Here is a 20,422-nt window from a genome sequence, read left to right on the forward strand (position 1 = left end):
TATCGTGAGCGCCTTCGAATTCGACATTCGGGATAACCATCACCGCGCTCGGAAGCGGAAATAGGTCGTCCTGGGCGCGCGAAAATTCGGGGTGAATCGATGCATGATGCGCGACGAACGCAGCGATGACGCCCCTCACGCAAAAAAATATGCGTCCGGCCTGCATAGCCCCTTTCAATCCCGCGAAAAGCTCTGCTATAATCGCGTTCTTTCGAGCGGTGCTTCTTCCAGATGCATCTCTCACGGGGCGTAGCGCAGCCTGGTAGCGTACCTGCATGGGGTGCAGGTGGTCGGAGGTTCAAATCCTCTCGCCCCGACCAGAATAGAAAAAACCCGCACAGTCATTGGCTGTGCGGGTTTTTTCGTTTGAGTCAATCTGTTGATTTGTACGGCGCGATATTAGGCAATTGCCTGATATCGCGTCATTGGCGTCTTAGCAAGGAAAGACATCGAGCATGGGCCGTGTGATCGTTTGCACCTCGTTGGCGGAAAAACAGCCCCTTGCCCACTCGGCACACATGGCACGCTATAGCGCATCGGCGCTATAGCAAACGCCCATGGGCTGCGGATGGTCGGAGGTTCAAATCTCTTCGTCACGGCGCTATATTTGCGCCACTGGAAGGAAGGTCGGCCTTACCCGGCGAAAGCAAAACGGTCTCCGTGTGCCCTCCCCGCCACTTCGTGACTTCGGCGTTGGCTGTCAACCTATTGGCTCGCAAAATCGGACGAGCCACGTCATATAACCGGTCAGTATCAGGGCCGTACATGTATAGATAGCCATCATTGCCATCGAGGTGCAATTCGCTTTCGCCCAGATCCCCTACCTGGGCACGTTTGATCGCTTTCCCGAGCCGCGCCTCAAGCTTCCTAAGGGTTGCGTCGTCCGTTCGATAGTAGTCAAAATGAACCATAACGGCCGGCCCGGAATGTCTCTCGGATTGATCAATCGCCAATGCATTGCTCGAGTTGCCGGCAAATGATGCGACGCAGAGAAGAAAGGCGATCGTTAAAGCTCGAGACATCGGCGATGCTTTCTGGGTAGGAAGTCCACGATTGTGCTTGACGTTGGCGATGCCGTCGATACCCTCCGAGCGCCGAACAGCCGATGTTGGATTGACGCCGATGACCTACGCGCGGAAACCGGAAGACAAGCAGCTACATTAATCCTCGGACGCCAAAACCTAGCCCCACTGAAGACGGGGTGACGTTGGGCGAATCGCTTCTGATGACGGCAAACGGCCACAAACGAATCCAGAGACCCCGACTGCCATACGCGCGAGCTACCGGGCTGGCACGTGTCGCGAAGTGGCAAGGCCTGCATTGCCGTCAGCGCCCTGGAACACGCCCTGATCGCTCGCTTCGGCACGCCTGGTCGCGTGCCCGCTCCGTTTTTGCTGCGCTCGGATAACGGCCAGGTGTTTACCTCGCGAAGCGACACCACGCTGGTACGCCGCTACGGATTGCGCGAAGCGTTCATCACGCCGCATTGCCCACAACAGAACGGCATGGCTGAGCGCGTCATCCGTACGTTGAAAGCGCAATGCGCGCATCGGCAACACTTTGCGACGATCTGGCATGCCGCTCGCGTGATCGGTGGCTGGATACGCTTTTACATCCACCGGCGCCTACACCAGGCGCTCGGGATGAGGACCCCGGCTGAGGCATTCGCATCAGCCGCTTGATCTGAGCAGGTTCCGCTGGGTCATTACAGCCGCGCGCCCGACTTTCAGGCAACCTGAGCGCCCCCGGACGTCGCGTCGCGGGCAAGTGCACTTACACAATATTCATTGTGTTAGGTACCCAACCCGCGTATAAGTGATCTATCGAACATCAAGTCTGACGTTTATCGATCAAGCGTCGATCTCATCGATCTTTGCGAGACACTTCCGATCTCTGAATTTCTTGTTTGTCCGCCACTGGCGCCCAGTCACGCATTCCGCGTTGGCGGCTCGCCGGGAAAACCAGGAGTTCACATGAGCACCGGAATCGTCAAATGGTTCAACGACAGCAAAGGCTTCGGCTTCATCAAGCCGGATGACGGCAGCGACGATCTGTTCGCGCATTTTTCCGAGATTCAGCCGCAGGGACGCACAGAGTTCCGCACCCTGCAAGAGAATCAGCACGTCACGTTCGACGTCAAACGCGGCCCCAAGGGCTTGCAGGCCTCGAACATCAAGCCAGCCTGATCCTTTCGCACGCCGCCTTCCCGATCACCTCAAGCATGCACGGTGACGCGGATCCGCTCACCTCGTCGGAGGAAATATGTCCCACATAACCCCGTCGTATCGCGGCTTTCGCCTCGAAACATTGGTGTTTCACGACCCTGCCGGCGATCCGAACGGGCGCAAGCATGAAAGACTACTCGCCGTCTCGGTACGCATCAGCCCGGTCGACGCGGAAGACCGGGCGCCGTCGGACGACTCGCGCGTCTTTCGGCTCGAAAGCGTGCTGTTCGATTCGATCGGTGATGCGCGCCGCGCCGGCGATGAGTACGGCCGCTCGCTCGTCGACGGCTTTTTCGACCGAAGCGCGGCGCAGGCTTAGCGCCAACATGTCGCCCATGACCGCATCCGCCCGTTGGTTCCCGTTTCCGCGCCATGCGCCGTTGGGCCGGGCAAGACGCCTTTCGGTCGCATCGATCGCTGACGCCATGAAACTCAGCCCGAAAACACTTCCTGCGACACGATGCCGACACGGTCGCGTTCGAAAATGGACTCGGTTACGCGCTTCACCGACCGTCCACGCCGTTCAAGGCCCCTACTGAGCGTCTCCATCGAAACGCAGTCCCGAGGGTTTCCAACAAATCCAACAGGAGCACATCATGCTCGCCCTTTCAGCGCAAGCCATTACCACCGCGCTCCAGCGCATCGCGGAAAAAAGCCCTCTGCAGCCGTCGGATGCGGTGATCAACGCGTTGCTCGCGCGAGACCTGATACGCCCCGTCGGCCAGCACTACGAGCCGACCGAGTTTGGTCGCGCCTATTTCCGGCACGCGTACACGATCCGGCCGACGTGGTAAGCGCGTAGCCGTCGGCGACGGCCACCCCGCAGCCGAACCGTGCACCGACTCAGACAGTGGTGCCGAACACGGCCCCCACGCCTGCCGTCACCGCCATGGCGAGAGTGCCCCAGAAGGCCACGCGCAACGCGCTTCTGAACAATGGCGTTCCGCCCACGGCGGCGGCGGCGATACCGAGCAGTGCAAGGAAGACAATCGCCGTTGCCACCACCCAATAGAGCAGACTCTGCTCGGGTGCCAGCAGCACCACCGCCAGCGGCATGGCCGCCCCGACGGCGAAGCTCCCGGCGGAAGCCAGCGCGGCTTGCAGAGGACGCGCGCTCAACGCCTCCGAGATCCCCAACTCGTCGCGCGCATGCGCGCCCAGCGCATCGTGCGCCATCAGTTGCGTGGCGACCTGGTCCGCGAGCTGGTGATCCAGACCACGCCGCACATAGATGGCGGCCAGCTCACGATGCTCCGCATCGGGGCTGTTCTTCAGCTCCTCGCGCTCGCGCGTCAAATCCGCCTTTTCCGTGTCGGCCTGCGAATAAACCGATACGAACTCGCCAGCCGCCATCGACATGGCCCCGGCCACCAGTCCCGCGACCGCCGTGGTCGTAATGCTGGCATGACTCGCCTGGGCCGCGGCGACACCTGCGACCAGACTGGCCGTGGAAATGATGCCGTCGTTGGCCCCCAGGACGGCGGCACGCAACCAGCCGATGTGTTCGGTGCGATGACGCTCCGGATGAGCGCGGCGTTGAAACGTTGTCATTGCAGATTCCGATCCGTGTGAAACAGCATTGGGCAGTCTGTTCATGCGCGACACCCCGCCACGCATGCGACGCAGTATGCGCCCGCGCAGCACCCGGGTGAAGCCACCGCACAAAATTCAGTGCGACGACACATAGGGCGTATCGGCAAACTCCGCCGGAATCGCGAAGCTCTCGCGCATCCGCCTGGCTTCCGTCGCAGGCGTCGAACCGAACAGACGCCTGAACTCTCGACTGAACTGCGACGCACTCCCATACCCCACGGCAAGACCCGCGGCCTCCGCCGTCATCCCCCGACGCACCATCAACAGACGCGCCTGATGCAGCCGTGTCGACTTCAGATACTGCATCGGGGAGACCCGCGTAATCGCCTTGAAATGACTGTGAAAACTCGGCACGCTCATGCCCGCTTCCCGAGCCAGTTGGCGCACGTCGAGACGCTGTGCATAGTTCGCGTGAATCAATTGCAGCGCGCGGCCAATCCGGCCGAACTGCCCGCGCATGGCCAACGCTTCGCGCATCGCGCCACCCTGCGCGCCGGTGAGCACGCGGAAATACAGCTCTCTGAGCAGTCCCTGCCCCAACACCGCCGCCTCCAGCGGCCGATGCAGCGCCTCGAGCAGGCGCAGCACGGACGCTCGCATCGCGCCCTCCATCGGCGTCGACATCATGCTCTGCGGCGAAGCTCCCGATGCTACGCCCCCTTCGCGGGCAATCCGCTCCGCAAGTTCGGCCGCCAACGCGAAATCCAGATGCAGGTACAGCGCGAGCAACGGACGATCCTCGGTGGCATCCGTCTCCATGCTGAACGGCACGGGGACCGATACGGCCAGGTAATGCTGCTCGTCGTAGAGATAGCGCCGATCACCGAAATAGCCTCGTTTGGCACCCTGGCAGACGATGACGATGCCCGGATCGTACAGAACGGGGGTGCGCGACAAAGAACGATTCGAACGCAGGACGCGAACGCTCGGCAGTGCCGTCAGGTTGTAACCCTCTTCCGGCGCCAGGGCTTCCAGCAAGGCGACCATGCGCTTCCGCCCTCGCGGGGACGGCGCGGACAGCAAATCTGTGGTCCGTCCGATGTTCATAGCTTTATGCAAGAAAATTCGCGGAATTTGGATTAATTTCGCGATATCGCAAGCCTAACATGCAATCTTCCATCGACATTTGGGAGATGCATCCATGACACTCGCCAAGACACTTCTCATCACCGGCGTCAGCAGCGGCTTCGGACGCGCGCTCGCACGCGAAGCCCTGGCGGCGGGACACAAGGTCGTCGGTACGGTGCGAAGCGAAGCGGCAAAGCGAGCGTTCGAGTCCCTCTCGGCAAGCGCCGCCTGGGGACGTGTGCTCGACGTCACCGACTTCGACGGCATCGACGGCGCCGTAAGCGCCATCGAAGCCGACGCAGGGCCGATCGACGTGCTGGTCAACAACGCCGGCTATGGGCACGAAGGTATCCTGGAGGAATCGCCGATCTCGGAAATGCGCCGACAGTTCGACGTGAACGTTTTCGGCGCGGTCGCCATGATGAAGGCCGTGCTGCCGTCCATGCGCGCGCGCCGCCGCGGCCACATTCTGAACATCACGTCGATGGGCGGCTACATCACGATGCCGGGGATCGCCTATTACTGCGGGAGCAAATTCGCCCTGGAAGGCATCTCCGAGGCGCTTGGCAAGGAGGTTGCGCCGTTCGGTATCACGGTGACGGCGGTGGCGCCGGGCTCATTTCGCACCGATTGGGCGGGCCGCTCGATGGCGCGAACGCCCCGCTCGATCGCCGACTATGACGAGACGTTCAACCCCGTGCGTCGTGCCCGCGAGGAAAAAAGCGGCAAACAACCGGGAGACCCGGTGCGAGCCGCGCGCGCCATATTGACCGCGATTGCGGCCGACCGCCCGCCAGCGCATCTGCTGCTCGGCAGCGATGCACTCGGGCTCGTTCGCGCGAAGCTGTCCGCGTTGAACGAAGAATTCAACGCGTGGGAAGCGCTCACGGTTTCCACCGACGGTTGAAACGCATCGACGAGGCGCGCACCCGCGCCGGGGGGATCAGGCCGTCAGGCGCGCGAGCAGCGTGCGCGGGCGGGCGGCGCGCCCGGCAGCGGCTTGTGCAGCTTCGTGCCAGCGAGCGGTCGGCACGTCCGAGGGCGAGAGCAGGCTGTCGAAGCCGCAGGCCCACAGCATCGCCAACTGGTCCGGCAGCAACGGACCGGCAGCACGGATGGCGCCTTCGAAACCCCATTTGTCGCGCAGTACCTTGGCAAGGGTGAAGCCCCGTCCATCCCGCGTCTTCGGAAACTCGATCACGACGAGCTCGAGTTGCGCCAGCCACGGCGCGATGCGTTCCGGGTCGTCGTGGCCCTGCACGCGCACACCGGCGGGCGCCGCGCCTTGCGCGTTCGCGGCCAGCCAGGCGTCGAGCGGCAGCACGGCCTTGCTGCGCGCACCCGACGCGCCCGAAGCATCGTCGCCGAGATAGGTCCAGACGTCTGCGGCCGGCAGCCCGTTTCGATCAATCAACATTCAAAGCTCCCTTGAACGGTTCCGCGCCCACGCGAGCGAGCGTATCGATGAAGCGCTCGCCCTCGTGCCTGAGCGAGCGATATCGATCGAGAATGTTCTCGATCACTTGCGGCACGTCGTCGTAGCTCACGCCGGGGCCGAGAATCTTGCCCACCGCAGCGTTGTCGTCCGCCGAGCCGCCCAGCGTGATCTGATAGTTTTCCTTGCCCGCCTTGTCGACGCCGAGAATGCCGATGTGCGCGACGTGATGGTGCGCGCACGCGTTGATGCAGCCCGACACGTTGAGCGTGATCGGCCCGATGTCGCGTTGCTGCTCCGGCGTGAAACGCAGGGCGATACGCTGGGCCACAGGCACGGAGCGGGCGTTGGCGAGCGCGCAGTAATCGAGGCCCGGGCACGCGATCGCGTCGGAGATCAGACCGATGTTGGGCGTCGCCAGTCCGGCCGCCTTCAGGCGCGTCCACAAGGCATGCAGCTCGTCGCGCTTGACGTGCGGCAACACCAGATTCTGCTCGTGGGTCACGCGCAATTCGTTGTGCGAGTATCGCTCGGCCAGGTCCGCAAGCAACAGCATTTCCTGCGAACTCGCATCGCCCGGGATACCGCCGGCGGGCTTGAGCGACACGACCGCGCTGATGTAGCCGGGCACCTTGTGCTCATGCGTGCAGGTGTCGACCCAGCGACGAAAATCGATGTCGCTCGCGTAAGACTGATCGAAAGCCGCGGATGCCTGCGGCAGTGTCGCGAATTCCGGCACGATGAATCGCTCGCGAATCGCGGCGATGACGTCGTCGGGCAACGGCCGATGCGTCTGCGCGATACGCTCGAATTCTTCCTCGATCATCTCGATGAACTTCGCAGGCTGCATTTCCTTGATGAGGATCTTGATGCGCGCCTTGTAGATGTTGTCGCGACGGCCCAGTGCGTTGTACACGCGCAGGATGGCCTCGACGAAGCGCAGCAGGTCGCCCTCGGGCAGCCAGTCCCGTACCAGCGTGGCAACGATCGGTGTGCGCCCCAGACCACCACCGGCATAGATCTGGAAGCCCACTTCGCCGCGTTCGTTGGTGCGCGCAAGAATGCCGATATCGTGAAAGCGCACCGCCGCACGGTCAGTCTGGCCGCCCGTGATCGCAATCTTGAACTTGCGCGGCAGATAGGTGAATTCGGGATGGTCCGTCGACCATTGACGCAGAATCTCGGCATACACGCGCGGATCCACGATTTCGTCGCGAGCGGCGCCGGCGAACTGGTCGGTCGTGACGTTGCGAATGCAGTTACCGCTGGTCTGGATGGCGTGCAGGTCGACGTCCGCGAGTTTGGACAGGATCTCGGGGGCGTCGGTCAGGGTCGGCCAGTTGAATTGCAGGTTCTGACGCGTGGTGAAGTGGCCGTAACCCTTGTCGTAGCGGTTGGCCACAAACGCCAACTGCCGCAACTGAATCGCGCTCAGCGTGCCGTACGGAATCGCCACGCGCAACATGTAGCCATGCAGTTGCAGGTACAGGCCGTTCATCAGGCGATAAACCTTGAAGTCGTCTTCGCGCAACTCGCCGCTCAGGCGACGCGCCACCTGCTTGCCGAACTCGTTGGCACGTTCCTTGAGGAATTCGCGCTCCGACGGATCGTAGCGGTAGATGCCCGCATGTTCCGGTGCGACCGTCAGTGCGGGCGCGTCGGCGAGCGCGGCCTGGACGGCGGCGTCCGATGCCTGCTTGCCCAGGTCCGCACGCACCGACGGACCGCGCGAGCGCAGCTGCTCGCGGAAATCCACCGGCACCGGGCCGGTCGGCCCGATCTGTGCCGGGCGCGGCATCGGATCGACGATCCGATTGGCCGCCAACGCCGCCTGCGCGGCCGCCTGGGCCGACGCCAGACCATGCTCGTCGAACACTTCCGCCTTCGCAAGGTCGTCGACCCAGTCGTGATGCTTGTCCAGCCAGACGACCAAGCCGTCGTCGAGCCGGTTCGCCGAAATCAGATTGCCTGCATTCATTCCACGCTCTCAATGCCTGTTGTTTTGTGGTCGCACGTCGCGAGTCGACCGGCAGGCTATCAAGCTGAGCGGAAATAGACGACCATTAAGAAGTTATTTAGACATTACGCGATGTTGTTTGGGCATCGCGCCGCCCCGCCGAGCCCTGTCCGGCGGGGTTGTGGTGGGGTTGTGGCGCAGGAGCGGCAGGCCTGTGGCCGGCGCGTGCGCGCCTAGTCGGAGATCGGAATATACGCGCGCAGTGCAAATTTCGCGTCGGGCATGACCACCAGGCGGGCCTCCACGACGCGGGTGCCGTCGACCTTCGTGAATACCGGCATCACGTACACACAGTCGAACACCCGCTGGATCGTGGGTTCGGCGCCCGATTCCACGGCATGCAGGCGCATGCAGCGCAAACGGTCGAGCAGGAAGCCCCGGATGTCCTGATCGGACGGCGATTCCACGCCGATGGACCGGGCGAACTCGTCATGGGCGAACTTGCGCACCAGATCGACCGTCTCGTCGAGATTGGCTTGCACGGCAACGACTTTCATTTCTTCCCCGTGTACGATGGTCTGCATCCAACATGTCGAGACGAACTCCCCGAGCCCGTCCGTCGGCGATGCGCACGCCCGCCGCCGACGACGCGACATCTTAGCAGGCACGCGCCTCGGGCCAGAAGGCCTCGTCGCCCCGGAAGACGCGCGGGCTTCCATCCCCGAAAAATACCTGTATTTTTATACAGTAGTCATGCTACATTTCCGCTCATCACTCCCATCATCGCGAGAGACATCATGAGCGACACCAAATCTATCAGGTTCATCGTCGTGCCGTACCGCAAGAACAAGGACGGCGTGTTGCAACCGGGCGAGTTGCGTCAGGCGAGCACGGAATTCGGCGCGGTGCGCATCGCACAATCGATGGCGGCCGGCTTCGCGGGTATCGCCGCCTACGAGGTGCTCGTCGACGAGGAAGACGGCACGATGGACGCGCCACGCGTGCTTTTCCAGGAGGGCGCCATTCCCGCGATGGCCGAGTAGCGCGGCATTGCAGCGCATGCGCGTCCGATCACTGCGCCCGTGTGGGCCGGGCGATGGCGTCGAACGAGCGGGTCTGACGGGGGTGCTGGAGGTCGCGCGTGTCGAGCGCGCGCTCTCGTGCCGAAATTGCCTGTTCGTTCGATGCCGGCGCCGCGCCGTTGCGCTCGCTGACCGTGCGGTTGATGGTGGCGCTGGCGCTTTGGGCGTCCGTCACGGCGATGGACGGTGCACCGACTGCCGTGACCGCCGGGCTTCGGGCCGGCGACTGGTTGGCCTGACGGATGCTGCCAAGATCTCCCGCCCCCAGATAGGACTGCGCGCCGGCCTGACCGGACAGCAATGCGCCCGCGAGACTCAGACAGACGACGATGAATTTGCCGTGGTTCACAATGGCTCCCCGTTGGTTGGCCCGGTTGTAACACCCGGTTGTAACACCCGGTTGTAACACCCGGTTGTAACACCCGATGGTAACGCCCGGTCTCCGTGCCCCCGCGCTTTCGCGCCGCCTCGCGTCAGACCGGATCCCGACATGGCTCGCATTGTCGCAGCGACGCGACACATTGTCGCCTGCATAAATCACAGTAGACGTCCCTATCAATTTCGACAGCCCGCTCTGCTACACTTCGCAAAAAAAGCGAGTCAACGGCTCGGCAATAAGCGATAACGGGGGGTCCCATGTCGGACGATGTCAGTTTTCGACGAGCATCGGAAGCGGTGCGGGCCGTGGGCGCCGGCCAGGCAGACTGGCTGGATGTCGTGCAGACGGCGCGCGAATTTCTTGGCGCGGACGCGGCCACGCTGCTCTGCCACGACAAGCAAAGCCACGCGGTGCGTTTCGTCGAACAATCGGGGCACGAGGCCGGCCTGATCGAGGAATACTCGCAGCGCTTCTATCAGTATGACGATTCGACGCGGCGCTTCTGGGATGCGCCGGCGGGCACCTGGTTCGACTCCTCCATCGCGCTGAAGCACGAATCGGCGAACGATCGCGTGTTCTGGAACGAATTCATGCGGCCGCACCAGCTCCAGCAGCTCGTGGGCGTGGTGATCTGCAACGACGATGACGCCCTCACGGCACTGAGCATCCAGCGCATGCATGTGGTCGAGCCGTCCTTTGCGCATGCGGCTCGAATCGCGGAGTACGAACGACAGCTTGCCGCCGCCTTCGCAACGCGACGCGCCGCCACGCGCGCCAGCCTCGACATTCTCGGCCAGATGCTCGACCCCGAGCGCGAGGGGTTCGCCATCGCCTCCCCTGACGCCTGGATCCTCGCCTCGGCGCCGGGACTCGACTCGCTGCTCGGCGCCAATGACAGCCAACTGCTGATCCGGCAGCGCAAGCTCATGCACCGCCAGTCCGAGTGGCAGACCCGCCTGACGCAGGCGCTGCAACGGGTTGGCGCCTCACGCGAACCCGCCTCGCTCGTGGTGCCAGACTCCTGGGGCAGCGCGTTTCGCGTAACGATGCGCGCCGTGGGACACGAAATGAACCACGGGCTGCGCTCCGCGGTCGGGATTCGCTTCGAACGCCGCAGCATTTTCAATGTGCCCACCGAAGCGGCGCTGCGCCATCATTTCGCGCTCACGCAGGCCGAAGCGCGCCTGTTCCACCACCTTGTGGCGGGGCTGACCATCGGGGAGTGCAGCGAGGTGCTGCAACTGAGCGCCAGCACGTTGCGCACGCAGCTCTCCTCCATTCTGCGCAAGACCGGCTGCCATCGCCAGGGGGAACTGTTGCGGCTTGCCGCGATGCTCTCGCCGTGACGGACTCAGGGGCCGGGGCCGGGCCCGCTCAGGCCGTCGTGGCCCGCGCTTTCCCTGCTCACCACGACCGCACTGACCCGGTTGCGCCCGGCCTGCTTGGCAAGCCGGCACTGCGCTTCGGCCGCCTTCAGGAGGGCTTCGGCACTGCCGCACTCGCCGGGTACGCCGGTCGCCACGCCCACGCTGACCGTGAGCGTCCCCGTCGCGCTGCCCTCGTGCGCGATATGCAGGCGCTCGACGTCGCGACGAAATTGCTCCGCCATGACCACCGCCGCTGCCGCATCGGTCTCGGGCAACACCACCGCCATCACATCGCTACCGTAGCGTGCCGCCAGGTCGGTGTCCCGACGCATGTGTCCACCGATATTCGAGGCGACCGCGCGCAAGACATCGTCGGCCACGGCGTGCCCATAGGTGTCGTTGAAGTGCCTGAAGTCATCGATATCGGCAATCAGGACCGATAGCGGATTGCCGGAACGCTGCGCGCGACGCCACGCATCGGCCAGCTTCGCGTCGAACGCACGACGATTGCCCTGCCCCGTCAGGCCGTCCGTTGCCGAGAGACGTTCGCGTTGCGCGACGGTCGCCGCCCTAGCCCGCATGGCCGTCACCAGCAACCAGGCCCCGGCGATCATTGTGGCCGCGCATGTGGCGGCGATCGCCCCCAGCAGCGCGGCATTACGCCGCCATTCGTGCATCGCGGCTTGCATCGACGGCGTGACCACCACGTACATCGAAGCCCCCGGCACGCGCACGGAGCGATACTCTCGCGCCCGTACGCCCAACGGGAAGGACAGTGCCTCGGTGAGGTTGCGCTCGCGCGTGGCGTTTCCAGGCAGCGGTACGAGCGCCCCCAGACGTGTTCCGGCGCACGGATCACAGGCGAGCACGGCGCCCTTCTCCTCGACGATGTCGATCGTCCGAATATCGGCCGAATCGATGTCTTTGACCAGCGCGCCGAGATGGTCCAGGCGCAACGCAATGACGGCGACACCATTGAACGAATGATCCGGCGACGCAATCCGGCGCGTGAGTGCCACGGACACCGTCCCCCGGTGGTTGCGCGACGCGTAGGGTTGCGAAATATAGAGACCGAGCGACGGGTTGATTTCGTGCGAGCGGAAGTAATCGCGATCCGCCACGTTCTCGGGCGACGCGCCTGCGGCATCGAGCGGCGCCACGATGATGCCGTTCTTGTCGACGATGTAGGCATCATCGAGAAAATCGCGGACGAGCGCCTGACCGAAACGAACACGGTCGCGCACGCGCGCGGGAAACATGGGGGTGGCCGGGTCTTCCGCCTCACGCACCATCTCCTTGAGCAACGCGTCGTAGACTGCGAAATTGGCGCCAAGACTCGCTGCGACCACGGATGACACGCCCTGCGCCCGCTCCAGCACCAAACTCTCTCGGGTCTGCAGGTCCATTCGCAACAACACGCCAACGCCAACGAAGATCCCAAGCGCCAGCCCGGTGCCGGCCCACCCCACCGCCGACGGACGGGCATCGATCATTTCCGACAGGGCTCGCAGCCTTGCCGACCATTTCTTTCGCGTGAGTACTCCCGAGCGTTGGGTCATATCGAATGGCCTTGCGGGATGACAACGGAGGGTTGCGATGTTCCGCGCCAGGGTCGCACCGCGGCACGACCGCGATGCCGTTCATACCAGAGCACAGCACATCGAGTATTCTAATGTGTGCGTACGCTTGGCCGGTGCGTTTCGTCGACATCCATGCGCCCAGTCGTTCGGATGCCTTTTGCGCGCGCGTTCGCGTGGATTGTCTTTGGGGACACCAAAATTGTTAGAGTGCTACGCGTATGTCAGCCGTGCCCTGCCCGATCTCGATCCGCTGGAACTTTCGAGAATCATCGTGAATTCCCGCGGGTTCAATGCGGCGCACGGCGTCACCGGCGTATTGCTTTACGACGGGGCAATGTTTTATCAGTACATCGAGGGGCCTCATGAAGCGATCGCGGATGCTCGCGGGCGCATCGAGGCGTCGCGCCATCATATCGACGTCGACGTCCTGATCGACGGCACGCCACGCACGAGCGGCGCGTTCTCGACGTGGAGCCTGGGCTATCTGTTGCTCGACGAACCGCCGCATTTCCTGCGCGCCTTCGTCATGCCGGCAGACCACGCGGCGCTGGTGACGGCTTTCGGCGCGCTCGCGGCGAAAGCCGACGCCATGTAACCCCGTCCGAAATCGCGTCTGAAATCGCTCCGTAAGAAAAAGCCGGACCCCTCTCGGGTATCCGGCGTTTTTTGCCACGACGGCCTCGCGCGTGTGAGCGGCTCACGCGCAAGGACATCCCCTTCGGCGCTTATTGCTCGATCTGTCGATTCCAGCGTTGATCCCACTGTGCGCGGCGCTGGTTGATGGCGTCCCAGTCCACCGTCTTGAGGTTCTTGACCAGGTCATCGATCTTGCCCAGGCGCTTTTGCATTGCGGGCGGCATGGTGGCCTGCGTATTCGTCGGGATGTACGCGCCCGCCGCGGCGGCCAGCGTCTGCCCGCGTGCCGAGAGCAGGTACTGCGCGAGCTTCTGCGCCATCGCATTGTCCGGGCTGTTCTTCACCACGCAAAGATCCACGAGCAATTGCACCGCGCCTTCCTTGGGCGCGACGTACGCGACCGGGATGCCCTTTTCCTGGAGTTCGCTCACGGCCGTGGGCGTGAGCGGGAAGATCGCGGCCTCGCCGGTCTGGATCATTTCCGAGAGCTTGGCCGAGTTCGGGATGTACTCGACGACATTCGGCCCCACGGTGGTCGCCCATTTGCTGAAGCCCGGCTCGACGTTCGTCTCGCTGCCGCCCCAGATCCGGTTCAGCGCGAGGAAGCCGTGCAGGCCGAACGTGCTGCTCGACGCCGACTGGAACACCACCTTGCCCTTGTACTTCGGATCGGCGAAGTCCGTCCACGACGTCGGCGCAGCCCAGCCCTTCTCCTTGAAGATCTTGGTGTTGTAGCCGATGCCGGTCATGCCCAGTTGCACCCCCGCGGCCATGTCATCCTTCACGCGGGCGGACGGCATGAGCTCCTTGAGCACCGGCGAGTCGTCGAGCTTCTGGCAAACGCCCATGGCGATAGCGCGCGCCATCACGCCGTCGTCGAGAAACACGACATGCAGTTGCGGGCTGTTCCGGTTGGCAAGCAGCTTGGCGAGCACATCGGACGACGTGCCGGGCACGACCACGACCTTCACGTTGTTGGCTTTCTCGAATTCCGGAAAGACCTGACTCGTGTAAGCCTTTTCCATCGACCCGCCGTTCATGCCGACGTAAAGCGTTTTGGACTGCGACCAGGCCGCGCTACTCGCGCCCAATGCCAGCGCCGCAGCGCACATGACGACCTTTCGGGATAGCTTCATCGTGGTTCTCCTTGCGTTTTCAGGGTGTAGGACTGTGGGTTGGGACAGACTCGGAACCAGGGTTCGCGCGTGGCGCATCAGGCGGCCTCGCTCACGGCGGCGAAGCGGTCGACGGCGAACGCGCCGATCGGTGTGTCGGTCTCGCCGTGAGTAACAAGGTCGGCCAGCACTTCGCCGACGCCGGGCGCGAGCAGAAACCCGCCGCCCGAAAAGCCGAAGGCGTGCACGAGCCGGGGCGTGGTGCGGCTCATGCCGATGATCGGGTTGTTGTCCGGGGTCTCGCCCTCCACGCCGCTCCAGGTGCGGATGAGCAGCGCGTTGCGCAACGCCGGCAACAACGCGCACGCCTCGCGCATGACCGCGCGGGTGGTGTCGGCCGATGGTTGTGCGTACTCGCCGTTACCCGTGCCGCGCCCGCCGCCGATCACGCAGTTGCCGCGCTCGACCTGACGCGCATAGACGCCGCCACCGTACACGCCGAGGTTGTGGCCGATGAACCTCGGCAATGGCTCGGTCACCCACATGTTCGGATAGATGGCGTGCATCGGCACGCGCTCGCCGAAGGCACCCGCGATGTGATTGGCCCAGGCGCCCGACGTATTGAGCAGCCAGTCGGCGCTCACGTCCAGGGGCTCGCCCGTCTCGGGCTGCGCCTTGAGCTGAAAGCGCACGCCATCGTGCGCGATCGCCGCGATCGGCGTGCGCTCGTGGACCTCGGCGCCGAGCGCGCGTGCCGCTCGCGCAAACGCGGGCGACACGAGCCGTGGATTCGCGTGGCCGTCGCTCATGCACAGCGAACCGCCCACCGCGCCCTCGCCCAGCCACGGAAAACGCTTGCGAAATTCCGCGCCGCGCAACACGGTGGTGGCCAGACCGTAACCCGCCGCCATCTCGGACCACGCGTCGAGCGGCACAAGATCGCTCTCCCTGCGCGCCAGACGCAAGTGCCCGGAGCGCACGAACTCACCGTCAATGCCGATGAGTTCCGGCAGCCGGTCCCAGAGCCGGCGCGCGCGCATGGCAAGCGGAAGCTGCTCTTCCGGTCGCCCCTGGCAACGCACGCCGCCATAGTTCACGCCGCTGGCCTGCGCGCCGCAGTAGCGGCGCTCGAACAACGCGACGCGCATGCCACGCTCGGCCAGCGCGCGCGCAGCCGACGCGCCGACGAGTCCGCCGCCGGCCACCACGACGTCGTAATGCCGGGTGTGCGGCGTATGACGGGTATTGAGCGCGTTACTCATCGCGGGCCTCCTCGGGAATCGCCGCGACGTTCTCGTCGAACAGCATGGGGGCGATCGGAATCGGTTTCACAGGCGCCTGCGCACGCAAACGCCCCACCTGTGCGAGGGTTTGTCCGCTCGCCTCGGCCAGCAGATGGCACGCTGCCTCGCCGCACATGCGGCCCTGGCAGCGGCCCATGCCGACGCGTGTGAGCGCCTTGAGGCGATTGATCTCGGTCACGCCGTCGTGCCGCACGCAGTCGCGAAGCGTGCGCGCGTCGATTTCCTCGCAACGGCACACGAGCATGTCGTCGGGCCAGTCGGCGGAGGGGTCGCGCGGCAGGGCGAACGCCTGTTCGATGCCCTCTCGAAAACGCCGGATGCTCGCGAGCTTGCGCTCGAGCGTGAGCGCGTCCGGCCCGTCGGTCGCCATCGCGGTAGCCGGTGTCGTGATACCGATATCCTCGAGCACGGCGAGCGCCGCGCGCCGACCGGCCAGCTCGGCCGCGTCGGCCCCCACGATGCCCGCGCCGTCGCCCGCCAGATAGATCCCGGATTGCGAGCTCCGCCCAGCCGCGTCGCGCTCGGGCAACCAGCACTGGTTGAGTGTGTCGAAGACGAAGCGGCAGCCCGCCAGATCGGCCAGTTGCGTCTCGGGACGCAGGCCGAAGCCCAACCCGATCGCGCTGCACGCAAGCGTGTGCCTGCGCCCGTCGCGACGCCAGTGAATCGCCTGCACGCCGGCACTCTCCCCGCCCTGTCCGCCGCCCTCGATCCCGTCGAGCGTGACGCCGTGCTCCACGCGAACGCCGCGCGCACGCAATGCGCCGACATAGTAAAGGCCCTTGGCCAGCGTGGCGGGTTGATTCAGCAGACGCGGCGCGGCCATGACCTGACGGACGAACGTGTTCGTGTCGAGCACAGCCACCACGTTCGCACCGGCCTTCGCGTACTGATACGCCACCAGATACAGTAGTGGCCCCGTACCCGCGAACACCACGCGCTCGCCGATGGCACAGCCCTGGGCCTTGAGCGCGACCTGCGCCCCCCCTAGCGTGTACACGCCCGGCAGCGTCCAGCCCGGTACCGGCAGCACGCGGTCGGTGGCACCGCTGGCGATGATCAGATGCGTGAACGAGACGGGCGTCTCGCGACCGCCGTGCATGGTGTGGAGCTGCTTCGGATCGCACGCCCATACGAGCGTCTCGGGCCGGTAGTCGACCCGAGGCAGCAACTCGGCCATGGTGCGATGAATCGCTTCGGCCTTCGCCGCCTCGAACCCATAAAGCGCTTTCGGGGAGCGCGAGAATCCAGCATGCGCAGGCGGCTGCCGATAGATCTGCCCGCCCCAGCGAGGGTTTTCGTCGAGTACCACCGGACGGAGTCCGGCGGCCACGAGCGTCTGCGCGGCACGCACGCCGGCGGGACCGGCGCCGACGATCACGATCTTGGCGGGCTCAGCCATGCGTGCCTCCCTGGTCGTCACCGGCATGGGGGGCGCCGGGCGCATCGGTCAGGATACGCATGCCGGCCTGTACCGTCGTGGAGCAGGCGCGCACGCGGGTGCGCTGTGCGTCGCCCGTGACCTCGCCCAATGTCTCGCAGCGCACCCAGCAATCCTGGCATGCGCCGATCAGGCAAAAGCCCGCGCGCGGCGCGCCGCTGAACTCACTGAACCGAACGTGCCGTTGGTGCGTGAGGATCGCAGTGAGCAACGTGTCGCCCGCGAGCGCCTGCACCGGCGCGCCGTCGAGATAGAACGTGACGGGCGTGCGCGCCGTCTCGGCCAGGCGCGTCAACTGGGGTTGCGCCGACGCGCGCGGCACGCTCTCGTCTGGCAGGAAATGGGAAGTGCGGGACATGAATGTCGTTCCGGAACGCGAGCTCAATGCTGGCCGATCAAAATGCGGTTCAGGCCATAGACGCGATCGAGCAGCAGCATCGCCCCCAACGTCACGGCGATCACCAGCGCCGAGACCGACGCCATCATCGGATCGATCGACTCGGTCGCGTACATGTACATGCGCACGGGCAACGTGACCGTCTGCGGCGAAGTGATGAAGACCGACATCGTCAGCTCGTCGAAACTGTTGATGAAGGCGAGCAACCACCCTCCGGTGATGCCGGGCAGAATCATCGGCATCGTGACGCGCCGAAAGGTCGTCCACGACCCGGCGCCGAGCGAGGCCGCGGCGTGCTCGACGCTGCGGTCGAGGCCGCTGATCGACGCGAGCACCAGACGCATGATGAACGGCGTAACGACGATCATGTGCGCGAACGTGAGCGCGGCAAACGAGCCGGTCACACCGAGCATCGCGAAGAATCGCAACAGCGCGATGCCGAGCACGAGGCCCGGGATGACCAGCGGCGAGAGCAGCAGGCCGTTGAGAAAGTTGCGCCCGGGAAAGCGCGAGCGCCCGATCGCCAGCGCCGCGGGCAGCGCGATCGCCAGCGAAAGCGTGGCCGACAGGAAGGCGAGCTTCAGGCTGGTGAAGAACGACGCGATGAAGTCGGGGTAGTCGAGAATCGCGCGGAACCAGCGTAGCGAGAGACCGCGCGTTGGCAGCGACAGCGTTTGCTCCGGCGTGAACGCGACGAGCACCACGATGATCATCGGGGCAAGCACGAAGAGGATGACGAGCGCGTGGAACGCGAGCGCCAGGGGACTGTTTTTGCGCATGATGGCCAATGGATTCTGTTCTGCGGAAAACGTGGCGCCTCAGCCCATGCTGCGCGAATAGCGGCGCTCGAGCAGGCGGTAATACGTCAGCATCACGATCAGGTTCGCCACCAGCAGGAGCACGGCGATGGTCGCGCCCAGCGGCCAGTTCAGCGAACTCAGGAACTGGTCGTACACGGCGGTCGCGGCGACCTTGAGGCGTCGCCCGCCCAGAAGGCTCGGAATCGCGAACGCGCTCGCCGACAGGCCGAACACCATCAGACTGCCCGACAGGATGCCCGGCACCAGTTGCGGCAGCACGATGCGACGCAGCGTGGTCGCCTGCGAGGCCATGAGCGACAGTGCCGCGTTCTCCGTCTGCGGATCGAGCCGTTGCAGCGATGTCCATACCGGAATCACCATGAACGGAAGCATCACGTGCACAAGCGCGATCACAATCGCGAAATTCGTGTATTCGAGCTTGAACGGTCCCATCCCGAGCAGGCCGAACGTCTGGTTGACCAGCCCCCCCGAGCCGAGCAGCATGCTCCAGCCAAAAGCGCGCACCACGATGGACACGAGCAGCGGCGAGAGAATGATCAGCAGGAACAGCGAGCGCCACGGGTCGCCCATGCGCGAGAGCACATAGGCCTCGAACGTGCCGACCACGGCACACACGGCCGTGACCGTAAGTGAGATGCCGAACGTGCGCAGAAAGATCGTATGGAAGTACGGGTCGAACAGGACTTCCCGATAGTTGTCGAACTGGAACGCCGCAATCGGACCACTCGCGGGATCGAACTGGTAGAACGTGAGCGCAAGCGTCATCAGCAACGGAATGAGCACCAGCGCCACGAACAGCAGCATGGCCGGCGCGCTCATGAGCCACATCGGCAGATACGCGTGCCAGGGGGCGCGTGTGGCGGTCGAGGCCTCGGCGCGCATGACTTGCAGCGTCTCAGACATGGGCGCGCTCTCCCATATTCACCGGCCCTTGCGAGATGAAGCGCACGGCTTCGGACTGCCAGTCGAGACCGACCGGCGCCCCTTCGTCGAGCGGCTCGCCACCCTCGTTCTGACAGCACACGAGCACTTCACCCAGGGCGCTGTCCACACGATAGAGCCATTGGCTGCCCAGGAAAAAGCGACTCGTCACAGTCGCCGGCAAACGGCCTGCCGCAGGGGCGCACAACCGGACCTTCTCGGGGCGCAGGCACAGCGTGATCGCGTCGCCCACGGCCAGGCCGCGCTCGCGCGGCGAGAGTTCGGCCAGCGACGCGCGTTGCGTGAGCTGCGCGCCCAGCTCGACATGCAGATGTTCGCCGTCGCGTGCCGCCACCCGGCCGGCGAGCATGTTCGCCTTGCCGATGAATTGCGAGACGAACGGGGTTTCCGGACGCTCATACGCGCGATATGGCGTGTCGACCTGGGTGATGCGCCCGGCCTCCATCACAACCACGCGATCGCTGATCGAGAGTGCCTCGGACTGGTCGTGCGTGACCATGATGGTGGTCGTGCCGATCTTGCGCTGGATGGCACGCAGTTCGAACTGCATGTCCTCGCGCAGCTTGGCATCGAGGTTGGACATCGGCTCGTCGAGCAGCAGCACGGGCGGCGCGATCACGACGGCGCGCGCGATCGCCACACGCTGACGCTGACCGCCGGAGAGTTCGCGCGGATAACGATGGCCCAGCGCATCGAGCCGCACCAGGGCGAGCGCCTCGCGAACGCGCGCCTGACGCTCCGCCTTGTCGACGCCGCGCATCTCCAGGCCAAAGCCCACGTTGTCGGCAACGGTCATGTGCGGAAAGAGCGCGTAGCTCTGGAACACGATGCCCAGACCGCGTTTGTTCGGACGCATGTGCGTGATGTCGCGCCCGTCGAGCGTAATGCGCCCAGTCGTGGTTTCGACGAATCCCGCGATCATCTGCAAGGTGGTGGTCTTGCCACAGCCCGACGGGCCGAGCAGCGAGACAAACTCGCCCTTCTCCACCGAGAGATTGACGTTCGAGGCGGCATTGAGCTCGCCGAACGTCTTGGAAACATCCGTCAAAGTCAGGAAAGACATGGTCCCCACCTTCGGGC

22 protein-coding genes and 1 tRNA gene are annotated in these 20,422 nt (G+C 64.6%); 9 read left to right on the forward strand and 14 right to left on the reverse strand.

Features of this window, described 5'->3' with window-relative positions; genetic code table 11:
• The first annotated feature begins 243 nt into the window (after positions 1–243).
• The 5 genes from PMO31116_RS03075 (at position 244) to PMO31116_RS03100 (ending at position 3,019) form a co-directional block, all read left to right on the forward strand.
• A tRNA-Pro gene (locus PMO31116_RS03075) sits at positions 244–320 on the forward strand.
• 975 nt (positions 321–1,295) lie between these two features.
• Positions 1,296–1,682, forward strand: coding sequence for an integrase core domain-containing protein (locus PMO31116_RS03085; protein ID WP_150565397.1), 387 nt, complete (start codon positions 1,296–1,298; stop codon positions 1,680–1,682).
• Positions 1,683–1,973: 291 nt separating this feature from the next.
• Positions 1,974–2,186, forward strand: coding sequence for a cold-shock protein (locus tag PMO31116_RS03090; RefSeq protein ID WP_150565398.1), 213 nt, complete (start codon positions 1,974–1,976; stop codon positions 2,184–2,186).
• A 76-nt stretch (positions 2,187–2,262) separates the two neighbouring features.
• The gene (locus PMO31116_RS03095) at positions 2,263–2,544 is read left to right on the forward strand and encodes a hypothetical protein (protein WP_150565399.1); all 282 of its coding nucleotides are present in this window, start codon (positions 2,263–2,265) and stop codon (positions 2,542–2,544) included.
• A gap of 277 nt (positions 2,545–2,821) precedes the next feature.
• Positions 2,822–3,019, forward strand: a complete 198-nt coding sequence (locus tag PMO31116_RS03100) for a hypothetical protein (protein WP_150565400.1) — start codon at positions 2,822–2,824, stop codon at positions 3,017–3,019.
• Positions 3,020–3,068: 49 nt separating this feature from the next.
• Here the strand turns inward: PMO31116_RS03100 and PMO31116_RS03105 are convergent, their stop codons facing one another.
• On the reverse strand, positions 3,069–3,776 hold the full coding sequence (locus PMO31116_RS03105; protein WP_150565401.1) for a VIT1/CCC1 transporter family protein: 708 nt from the start codon (positions 3,774–3,776) through the stop codon (positions 3,069–3,071).
• A 117-nt stretch (positions 3,777–3,893) separates the two neighbouring features.
• Entirely contained in the window at positions 3,894–4,805 is a 912-nt protein-coding gene (locus PMO31116_RS03110; protein WP_150565402.1) for an AraC family transcriptional regulator, read from the reverse strand.
• A 154-nt stretch (positions 4,806–4,959) separates the two neighbouring features.
• Here PMO31116_RS03110 and PMO31116_RS03115 point away from each other — a divergent pair, with 154 nt between their 5' ends.
• Positions 4,960–5,793, forward strand: coding sequence for an oxidoreductase (locus PMO31116_RS03115; protein ID WP_150565403.1), 834 nt, complete (start codon positions 4,960–4,962; stop codon positions 5,791–5,793).
• Positions 5,794–5,829: 36 nt separating this feature from the next.
• Here PMO31116_RS03115 and PMO31116_RS03120 read toward each other — a convergent pair whose 3' ends face one another.
• From PMO31116_RS03120 to PMO31116_RS03130, 3 genes are all read right to left on the reverse strand, one after another.
• A complete protein-coding gene (locus PMO31116_RS03120) occupies positions 5,830–6,303 on the reverse strand; it encodes a DUF934 domain-containing protein (RefSeq protein ID WP_150565404.1) in 474 nt (157 codons plus the stop codon).
• A complete protein-coding gene (locus tag PMO31116_RS03125) occupies positions 6,293–8,299 on the reverse strand; it encodes a DUF2849 domain-containing protein (RefSeq protein WP_150565405.1) in 2,007 nt (668 codons plus the stop codon). Before PMO31116_RS03125 ends, PMO31116_RS03120 begins: the two co-directional genes overlap by 11 nt.
• Before the next feature lie 212 nt (positions 8,300–8,511).
• On the reverse strand, positions 8,512–8,835 hold the full coding sequence (locus PMO31116_RS03130; protein WP_174970779.1) for a hypothetical protein: 324 nt from the start codon (positions 8,833–8,835) through the stop codon (positions 8,512–8,514).
• Between the two features lie 240 nt (positions 8,836–9,075).
• Here PMO31116_RS03130 and PMO31116_RS03135 point away from each other — a divergent pair, with 240 nt between their 5' ends.
• Positions 9,076–9,321: a hypothetical protein gene (locus PMO31116_RS03135; protein ID WP_150565407.1), complete on the forward strand. Its 246-nt coding sequence runs from the start codon at positions 9,076–9,078 to the stop codon at positions 9,319–9,321.
• Positions 9,322–9,349: 28 nt separating this feature from the next.
• On the opposite strand, the gene PMO31116_RS03140 is transcribed toward PMO31116_RS03135, so the two are convergent.
• Positions 9,350–9,709, reverse strand: coding sequence for a hypothetical protein (locus tag PMO31116_RS03140; protein ID WP_150565408.1), 360 nt, complete (start codon positions 9,707–9,709; stop codon positions 9,350–9,352).
• A 287-nt stretch (positions 9,710–9,996) separates the two neighbouring features.
• Between PMO31116_RS03140 and PMO31116_RS03145 the strand changes: the two genes are divergently transcribed.
• Entirely contained in the window at positions 9,997–11,085 is a 1,089-nt protein-coding gene (locus tag PMO31116_RS03145) for a helix-turn-helix transcriptional regulator (RefSeq protein WP_150565409.1), read from the forward strand.
• A 5-nt stretch (positions 11,086–11,090) separates the two neighbouring features.
• On the opposite strand, the gene PMO31116_RS03150 is transcribed toward PMO31116_RS03145, so the two are convergent.
• Complete coding sequence (locus tag PMO31116_RS03150; protein WP_150565410.1) at positions 11,091–12,665, reverse strand: GGDEF domain-containing protein; 1,575 nt, start codon at positions 12,663–12,665, stop codon at positions 11,091–11,093.
• A gap of 37 nt (positions 12,666–12,702) precedes the next feature.
• On the opposite strand from PMO31116_RS03150, the gene PMO31116_RS03155 reads away from it, so the two are divergent.
• Entirely contained in the window at positions 12,703–13,281 is a 579-nt protein-coding gene (locus PMO31116_RS03155; RefSeq protein WP_150565411.1) for a BLUF domain-containing protein, read from the forward strand.
• Positions 13,282–13,411: 130 nt separating this feature from the next.
• Here the strand turns inward: PMO31116_RS03155 and PMO31116_RS03160 are convergent, their stop codons facing one another.
• From PMO31116_RS03160 to PMO31116_RS03190, 7 genes are all read right to left on the reverse strand, one after another.
• Entirely contained in the window at positions 13,412–14,458 is a 1,047-nt protein-coding gene (locus PMO31116_RS03160) for an ABC transporter substrate-binding protein (protein WP_023871605.1), read from the reverse strand.
• A 77-nt stretch (positions 14,459–14,535) separates the two neighbouring features.
• Positions 14,536–15,699 carry an NAD(P)/FAD-dependent oxidoreductase gene (locus tag PMO31116_RS03165; protein WP_150565412.1) on the reverse strand — a complete coding sequence of 388 codons (1,164 nt, stop codon included), beginning with the start codon at positions 15,697–15,699 and terminating at the stop codon, positions 14,536–14,538.
• On the reverse strand, positions 15,692–17,143 hold the full coding sequence (locus PMO31116_RS03170) for an FAD/NAD(P)-dependent oxidoreductase (protein ID WP_150565413.1): 1,452 nt from the start codon (positions 17,141–17,143) through the stop codon (positions 15,692–15,694). The genes PMO31116_RS03165 and PMO31116_RS03170 overlap by 8 nt, the downstream gene beginning before the upstream one ends.
• Complete coding sequence (locus tag PMO31116_RS03175) at positions 17,136–17,540, reverse strand: (2Fe-2S)-binding protein (RefSeq protein WP_150565414.1); 405 nt, start codon at positions 17,538–17,540, stop codon at positions 17,136–17,138. Before PMO31116_RS03175 ends, PMO31116_RS03170 begins: the two co-directional genes overlap by 8 nt.
• A 23-nt stretch (positions 17,541–17,563) precedes the next feature.
• Entirely contained in the window at positions 17,564–18,358 is a 795-nt protein-coding gene (locus tag PMO31116_RS03180) for an ABC transporter permease (protein ID WP_023871609.1), read from the reverse strand.
• A gap of 39 nt (positions 18,359–18,397) precedes the next feature.
• Complete coding sequence (locus tag PMO31116_RS03185) at positions 18,398–19,303, reverse strand: ABC transporter permease (protein ID WP_150565415.1); 906 nt, start codon at positions 19,301–19,303, stop codon at positions 18,398–18,400.
• Positions 19,296–20,405, reverse strand: coding sequence for an ABC transporter ATP-binding protein (locus PMO31116_RS03190; RefSeq protein WP_150565416.1), 1,110 nt, complete (start codon positions 20,403–20,405; stop codon positions 19,296–19,298). Before PMO31116_RS03190 ends, PMO31116_RS03185 begins: the two co-directional genes overlap by 8 nt.
• Between the last annotated feature and the right edge of the window lie 17 nt (positions 20,406–20,422).

Origin of the sequence: Pandoraea morbifera, assembly GCF_902459575.1 — a bacterium.
Lineage (GTDB): Bacteria > Pseudomonadota > Gammaproteobacteria > Burkholderiales > Burkholderiaceae > Pandoraea > Pandoraea morbifera.